The organism is Pseudomonas meliae (assembly GCF_001400515.1).
In the GTDB taxonomy this organism is placed as follows: domain Bacteria; phylum Pseudomonadota; class Gammaproteobacteria; order Pseudomonadales; family Pseudomonadaceae; genus Aquipseudomonas; species Aquipseudomonas amygdali.
Genome location: NZ_LJQT01000491.1, coordinates 19,787 through 27,267 on the forward strand (window position 1 = coordinate 19,787; position 7,481 = coordinate 27,267).

The following is a 7,481-nucleotide window of genomic DNA, read 5'->3' on the forward strand; positions in this document are numbered from 1 at the left end:
CCGCCACAATGCGTTGCAGCGTCTCATGCCGCCCGATTGATTACTGAGCTGCCGGACCCGGCGGGCTGTTGCCCTTGGGCAGACCAAGCGGTGCAGGTGTCGGCGCAGAAGGTGTCGGCGCAGAAGGTGTCGCAGCGGCAGGGTCCGAGGGCGCAGGAGGCCCCTCGGCTTCGACACCCGCCTGCGGGTTGTTGAAGCCCGGCCCCATAACCATCTGTGGATAAGTCTGCGCGAAACGCACATTCGGGTTTTTATCCACAAGACGCTTGAGGCGCTCGTTGAAGGCGCGCCCCACTGCGTACTGACCACCGGAAGAGGTGCGGAATTGCGCGGTCAACACCATGCCGTTCAGGTTCATGCTGTCGACGCCGAACACCTCCAGCGGTCCTTGCAGGTTGTGCTTGAGCAGAATGTCATCGCTGATCGACTGCCCGGTTTCGCGGATCAGCGCCAGCGCATCATCAATATCCGAGTCATAAGTGAACTGCACCGAGAAGAACGCATAAGCGAACTGCCGCGACTGGTTGGTGACCGCCTTGATCTGCCCGAACGGCACGGAATGGACAAAACCCTTGCCGTCACGCAGGCGCACGGTACGGATGGTCAGGCTTTCCACCGATCCGGAGTGACCGGTACTGAGCACTACCCAATCGCCCACCGAGAAAGTGTCTTCGATGATGATGAACAGACCGGTGATCACGTCCTGCACCAGTTGTTGCGAACCGAAACCGATGGCCAGACCGACAACCCCGGCACCCGCCAGCAGCGGTGCAACGTTGATGCCCAGGTTGGCCATGGTGGTGATCGCGCAGATCACCACCAGAATGATTTTCACCGCGTTGCGCAGCAGCGGCAGAATGGTCTTGATTCGCGTGCTCGGCTGACGGCCACTGCGATGGTTCGCTGGTGGTTTGAGAGCTTCCTGAATGGCCGTGTCGAGCACCACCCACAGCAGCCAGGTGACCACAAAGATCAGGCCGATGCTGCTCAGCGAATCGCTGATCACGCGACCCAGCGTGTTGCGCTGGGCAAACTCGAACATCGAGAAGCCCCAGATACGCCCCAGTATCTCGATGAACCCGATGGCCAGCGCAATGCGCAGCACCGCGTACACCAGGCTCAGCAGACGCGCCTTGTACACATGCCCGCCGCGCCCCAGGGATTCGGTCGGTTTGAACAGGTGCTGGAACACTGTGCTCAAAAATACCGTGGCGATCAGCAGAATGGTGGTGAACAACGCACAACGCAGCGCTTCCTGACTGTCTTCACCGGCTCCGATCAGGTTGATCGCCGAGACCAGAATCATCAGCAGGATTGGCAAGTGCCACAGGTTGGAGAAGATTTTCAGCGACTGCTGCAGTGCTGGCCGTTGCAGGCGGCTGCTCAAGGAACGGTTACGAATCAGGTGCGCCACCGGGCGGCGCACCTTGATGATCAGCATGCAGAACACCACCGACGCAAACAGCCCGGTGAACACCGCAACGCTGGTGGTGACGTTGCTGCCCAGTTGGCGGGCGATCTGCGGGCTGGTCAGTGCATCGCTCAGCGCCGCCAGAAAACCGACCACAAACAGTGGCCTCGGCGTGTAGCGGCGAATCATGCGTACCGCGGCGCGCTTGTGCCCGGAGTTGAACATCACAATCACGCAGAGCAGCACCGAGGTCGACACGATGCCACTGCTGGTCGCATAGGCAAAGCACAGCGCCAGAGCACGGCCCACCGAAGACGGCATGAAGTGGCTGACGTAGAGAGTCAATGGCAGACAGACGATGGCTGGCAAGGTGAACGGCAATACGTATTTGAGCAGCGCCTGACTGCGCTCGCGCACCCGCATGAACGGCGTCCGGCACAAGCGCACCGCCAGAAAACGACCCAACGAGGTCAGAACGGCAAACGAGCCGATCCAGACAAACGACAAGGCGAGGAAGTCCCCGGCAACACTCCACGGAGAACGTGTAGTGCGCTTGTTGACCAGCTTCTCCAGCTCGTCGGCTGCACGGTCGGCGCGCAGCTGCCAGGCGTCGAAGAGGTTGTCGTCAAGATTGAGCTTTTCCTGGACGTCATCAATGCTGGAACTGATGGCACCGAGCAACCCGCCCTGCACCAGAAGCTCCGGGGCCTCTGCCGCCGCTGGCTCGCCGCCGTCTGCCGGTTTCGCATCCGCCTTTTCAGCGGCCTTGTCATCCGCTTTCGCTGCAGGTTTGTCAGCTGCTTTGCCATCGGCCTTTTCGGCCGCCTTGTCGTCGGTCGGCACCGCAGCGCCCATTGGCAACGCAGGTACATCGGCTGCCTGGAGATTGAAACTGCCTGCGAATAACAGCAGACCCGACAGGATCAAGATTTTCAGCTGAGACGCCACGCAGTTCTCTCCTTCGATGGACAAATACAACCATGAACAGGCCAAAGCGCGCTTTGATCCCAAGGAACTGATTCCCTTATGCCCGGCAAGTTCGGTTCCGGCAGGGAAATACGATGAGCCGATGTTTCAAAAAATTGCGCCAGAACAGTACGCTCATTCTTCCCGACTGAACTATGCAAAGCGCCAACTGCCGGAATTATCGGCGGCTGCCGAAGGCATGCATGAGCCTGTGCACCAGAGCGCTTGCCCGATCAACCCGACATCGAGAGGAATCTGCATGAGCACGTTCAACGCAAAAGATGGCACCGAGATCTATTACAAGGACTGGGGCGAGGGTAAGCCGGTACTGTTCAGCCACGGCTGGCCGCTGGATGCGGATATGTGGGAATACCAGATGGAATACCTCAGCAGCCGGGGCTATCGCACCATTGCCTTCGACCGCCGAGGCTTCGGTCGTTCCAGCCAGCCGTGGACCGGTTATGACTACGACACCTTCGCTGACGATATCGCCGAGCTGATCGAGCACCTTGATCTGCACGACGTGACGCTGGTGGGCTTTTCCATGGGCGGCGGCGATGTGACGCGCTATATCGCAAAATATGGTAGCGAGCGAGTTGCCAAACTGGCCTTGCTGGGCTCGGTCACACCGTTTTTCCTCAAGACTGACGACAATCCGGAAGGCGTCGACAAATCAGTGTTCGATGGCATCAAGGAGGGTCTGCTCAAAGACCGCGCGCAATTCATCAGTGATTTCGCCACGCCGTTCTACGGCCTGAACAAAGGACAGAAGGTTTCCGAGGGCGTACAGGCCCAGACCTTGAATATCGCCCTGCTCGCCTCGCTCAAAGGCACTCTGGATTGCGTGACGGCGTTCTCCGCAACCGACTTCCGCCCGGACATGGCGAAAATCGATGTGCCGACCCTGGTGATTCATGGCGATGGTGATCAGGTTGTGCCGTTCGAAGCATCAGGCAAGCGCGCCGCCGAGCTGATCAAGGGTGCAGAGTTGAAGGTCTATCCCGGCGCGCCGCACGGCTTTGCCGTGACCCATGCCGAGGCACTCAACAAAGACCTGCTGGCGTTTGTGCAGGGCTGATATTTTTATGTAACAGGGAGTCGGTTGCCGACTCCCCGCAGGCAGCGAATCAGTCGGCCTGAACGGTCAACTGATTCTGCTCGCCCAGCCCCGCAATCCCCAGGCGCATGCGTTGCCCTGCGCGCAGGAAGACAGGCTCTGGCTTGACGCCCAGGCCCACACCCGGCGGCGTACCCGTGGAGATGACATCACCCGGTTGCAGGCTCATGCAACGGCTCAGGTAGGCGATCAGTTGCGGCACGTTGAAAATCAGCGTGCGCGTATTGCCATTCTGATAACGATGACCGTCAACCTCCAGCCACAGGTCGAGTGAGTGAGGGTCGGTAACCTCGTCGCGGGTCACCAGCCAAGGGCCTATCGGACCAAAGGTATCGAAGCCTTTACCCTTGTCCCAGGTTCCGCCGCGCTCAAGCTGCCACTCGCGCTCCGACACATCGTTGACTACGCAATAACCGGCAACGTGCTCCATGGCAACGGCTTCGTCGATATAACGCCCGCCCTTGCCGATGATCACGCCCAGCTCGACCTCCCAGTCAGTCTTGAGCGAACCGCGAGGAATTTCGACGTTATCGTCCGGGCCGCAAATTGCGCTGGTCCACTTGTTGAATATGATGGGTTCCTTGGGCACTTCCATCCGCGATTCGGCTGCGTGGTCGGCGTAGTTCAGGCCTATGCAGATAAACTTGCCGACCTGCCCGACGCACGCCCCGATGCGCGGTCGGCCCGCCACCAAAGGCAGGCTTTCGGGATCAAGCGCGGCCAGGCTGGCAAGGCCTGCCGGGCTCAACACCTCGCCAGCGATGTCCGTGACATGCGCGGACAGATCGCGAATCTGGTAGGCAGCATCAAGCAGGCCTGGCTTTTCCTGGCCCTTTTCACCGTAACGAAGCAATTTCATCGAGTTCTCCCGTTTCAGTCCAAGGTGCAAACCGCGGATTCAGAGGGTGATGCCCTGTTGTCCGGCCTTCGGAAATACATATTCACGATTGGGCTGAACCCACTGACTCTGGACAGATAGCATCGCAACGGACGCCTTGCCTAATGAAATTTACGACCAACTGCCCAGCACGCCGGTTGGCATTGACCGGCAGAAAAATAGGGATAAAACGCCACTGGTCATAATTAATACATACAGTGAGTATTAATATCACCCCCAGTTCAAACGAGCCCTTTCGTTGAAACGAGCCCCTCGAAAACACGACGGACTCGTACGTCTTGAAGGGCGAACTGGACTCATGTCAACGCTAACACCGTCCTGCAGATTCCCCGTCGCAAGCGCGGCGCCCTGACGCCCCAGGAAAACCTTTTCATGAACAATCGATCGATACCGCGTGCTTCTCGATTCCCGATAACGCGCCTTGCGTTGCTGGTTTCATTGAATTCACTGTGCCTGATCAGCCCGTTCATTCAGGCCGATGACGATGTGCCCACCTCAGTAACGGCACCCGCCAGCGACGACACCGCTGCCGTGACACTGGGCACGGTGTCAGTGATTGGCCAGGGCGAAACCCGGCAGGTGCAACGCGTCACGCAAAAGGACGTAAGCGCTTATTCCGCAGGCACCAGCCCGTTGAAAGTTCTGCAACGGCTACCGGGGGTCAACTTCCAGTCCGGCGACCCGCTGGGTCGTGAAGAAGGCAGCCAGCGCATCAGCCTGCGCGGTTTTGACATGCACCACCTAGGCTACACCCTGGACGGCGTCACGCTTGGCAACATGAGCTTCGGCAACTTCAACGGTCTGAGCATCACCCGGGCGATCATCGCGGAAAACATCGCCGCCAGCGAAGTGGCTCCAGGCATCGGTTCGCTGGGCACGGCATCGAACAGCGATCTGGGCGGCACCATCCAGTTCACCAGTTCCAATCCGGACAAGGAATTCGGCGCGCGACTGTCACAGACCCTGGGCAGTTACGACACCTCGCGCACTTTCATGCGCGTCGACACAGGCGAATACAACGGTCTGTCCGCTTACGTGTCGGGAGAAAAGTACGACGCCGATGCCTGGAAAGGTCACGACAACCCGCAAAAATCCGACGCTGTGAACGCCAAGGTCAATTACAACTTCGGCGAAAACCGCGTGAGCTTTTTCCACAGCACCTCGTCTCACGACGAAGCCAATCTGCCCAGTCTGTCGAAGAGCATCATCCAGCGTCTGGGCTACAACTGGGGTTACTACACGCCGGACTGGACCCGCGCGGTCAATGCGGCCAACGGCATCTACACCGGCGGCGTAACCAGCGCAGGCGATGCGACCTACAACGCCAGCAGCCTGCGCGACGACGAACTGGACATCCTCAACGGCAATTTCTCGCTCACCGATGATCTGGTGCTGGACGCCACGGTCTATCACCACCATGACTCGGGCCGGGGCAATTCGTACTATCCGTTCATCTTTACCAGCGGCTCGACCACTGTCCCCAGCAACTCGATTCGCAGCACGGTGTATGACATTGATCGAACCGGCTTCCAGAGTTCGCTGACCTACTTCCTGGGCCAGCATGAAATTCAGGGCGGGTTCTGGATTCAATCGAACAAGAACGACATCGCCCGTTACCTGTTCGATACCACCAATGCGACTCCGCAAAACCATATCGTCAAAACCAATGGCCTGAGGCAGGCGGCGACAGTACTGGACCAGAGCTACAACGACCTGACCCGACAGTTTTTCCTGCGCGACACCTATACCCTGCTCGATGACCGTCTCAAGCTTGAGTTCGGCGCAAAGAACACTGTCACCACCTCCACTGCCGAAGGTAAAGGCGGCGGTTATGCCAGCGGTTCGCTGGAAGCGCGGGACAGGTTTTTGCCGCAAGTGGGCGCAACCTACACACTCAATGACAGCGATGAAGTGTTCACGTCTTATTCGGAAAACATGGCGGCCTTTCCGAGTGGCGGTTACAGCCCGTTCTTCACCACGCAGACCGCAGTGGATGCGCAGAACGGCTTCAAGGACCTCAAACCCGAAACCTCGAAAACCGCTGAACTGGGCGTGCGCCGCAGCACAAAGCTGTATTCGGCATCCGCGGCGGTCTACAACACCAAATTCGACAATCGCCTGGTGGCCATCACCAACTGTACCGGCATCGTCATCTGCCAGAACGGCGTTGCCAACGTCGGCTCTGTCACCAGTCGGGGCCTGGAACTGTCATTCGGCCTGACGCCCGACGAGCACTGGCGCTGGTCCAACTCCATGTCCTACAACCACAGCACTTATGACGACGACTATGCCAGCGGCGGCAGCACCGTTCATGTGAAAGGCAAAACCGTCGTCGATACGCCCAAGCTGATGTATTCCAGCAACCTGGACTGGAATTGGGAGCACTGGAATGCCGGCATGCAGGGCAACTACATCAGCAAGCGCTATTACACTTACACCAACGACTCCAGTGTCAGCGGCTACTGGGTAGCGAACGCCAACCTCGGTTACGACTTCGGCAAACTCGGCGCCGTCAAAGACACCACCGTCTCGCTGAACATGGTCAACCTGTTCGACAAGCGTTACATCTCCACCCTCAACACCGACGCCAGCGCAGCGACCGACCCGGCGGGCAATTTGCAGATTCTGCAGGTGGGCACGCCACGCAGCGCGTTTGTAACACTGGGCGTGAAACTTTGATTGATGCTGACTGAAAGCGGGCGAAGGATCGCCCCATCTGCCACTTACATTGAATTACGTCGCGCGGCTTGCTCTTGGAGACAGGCTCTTGTGGGAGCGAGCTTGAGCTTGCTCGCGAAGGCAATGTACCTGTCTCTGCACGACTGCGTGGGTTGCCAACCTCAATGGCGACGAATACCCCATCGTGCTGCATACTCCCCTGACATACAGCGCCTGACCTTCATCTGGACACCCCATGACACCCAACGCAGAACTCTATAACCCGTCCACCGAATATGCCGACAAGCTGATTTCGCGCATCGGACAAACACCTTCGTGGATCGCAAAACGCATTGGTGTGACTGACAAGCGCATTCGCTACATTCTGGATGGGGAAAGGACCGTCAAAGGCGAAAGTGAACCGCCCCGGG

At 58.7% G+C, this 7,481-nt stretch carries 4 protein-coding genes; 2 read left to right on the forward strand and 2 right to left on the reverse strand.

All coding sequences use genetic code 11. The features are described 5' to 3' along the window. Positions 1-40: 40 nt before the first annotated feature. Positions 41-2,359, reverse strand: a complete 2,319-nt coding sequence (locus ALO64_RS22845; protein ID WP_044344634.1) for a mechanosensitive ion channel family protein — start codon at positions 2,357-2,359, stop codon at positions 41-43. Positions 2,360-2,636: 277 nt separating this feature from the next. On the opposite strand from ALO64_RS22845, the gene ALO64_RS22850 reads away from it, so the two are divergent. Then, positions 2,637-3,455 carry an alpha/beta fold hydrolase gene (locus ALO64_RS22850; protein WP_044344645.1) on the forward strand — a complete coding sequence of 273 codons (819 nt, stop codon included), beginning with the start codon at positions 2,637-2,639 and terminating at the stop codon, positions 3,453-3,455. A gap of 49 nt (positions 3,456-3,504) precedes the next feature. Here the strand turns inward: ALO64_RS22850 and ALO64_RS22855 are convergent, their stop codons facing one another. Beyond that, the gene (locus ALO64_RS22855; RefSeq protein ID WP_002555446.1) at positions 3,505-4,353 is read right to left on the reverse strand and encodes an ureidoglycolate lyase; all 849 of its coding nucleotides are present in this window, start codon (positions 4,351-4,353) and stop codon (positions 3,505-3,507) included. A 411-nt stretch (positions 4,354-4,764) separates the two neighbouring features. Between ALO64_RS22855 and ALO64_RS22860 the strand changes: the two genes are divergently transcribed. Then, positions 4,765-7,071, forward strand: a complete 2,307-nt coding sequence (locus tag ALO64_RS22860; protein WP_044344633.1) for a TonB-dependent receptor — start codon at positions 4,765-4,767, stop codon at positions 7,069-7,071. The last annotated feature ends 410 nt before the right edge of the window (positions 7,072-7,481 follow it).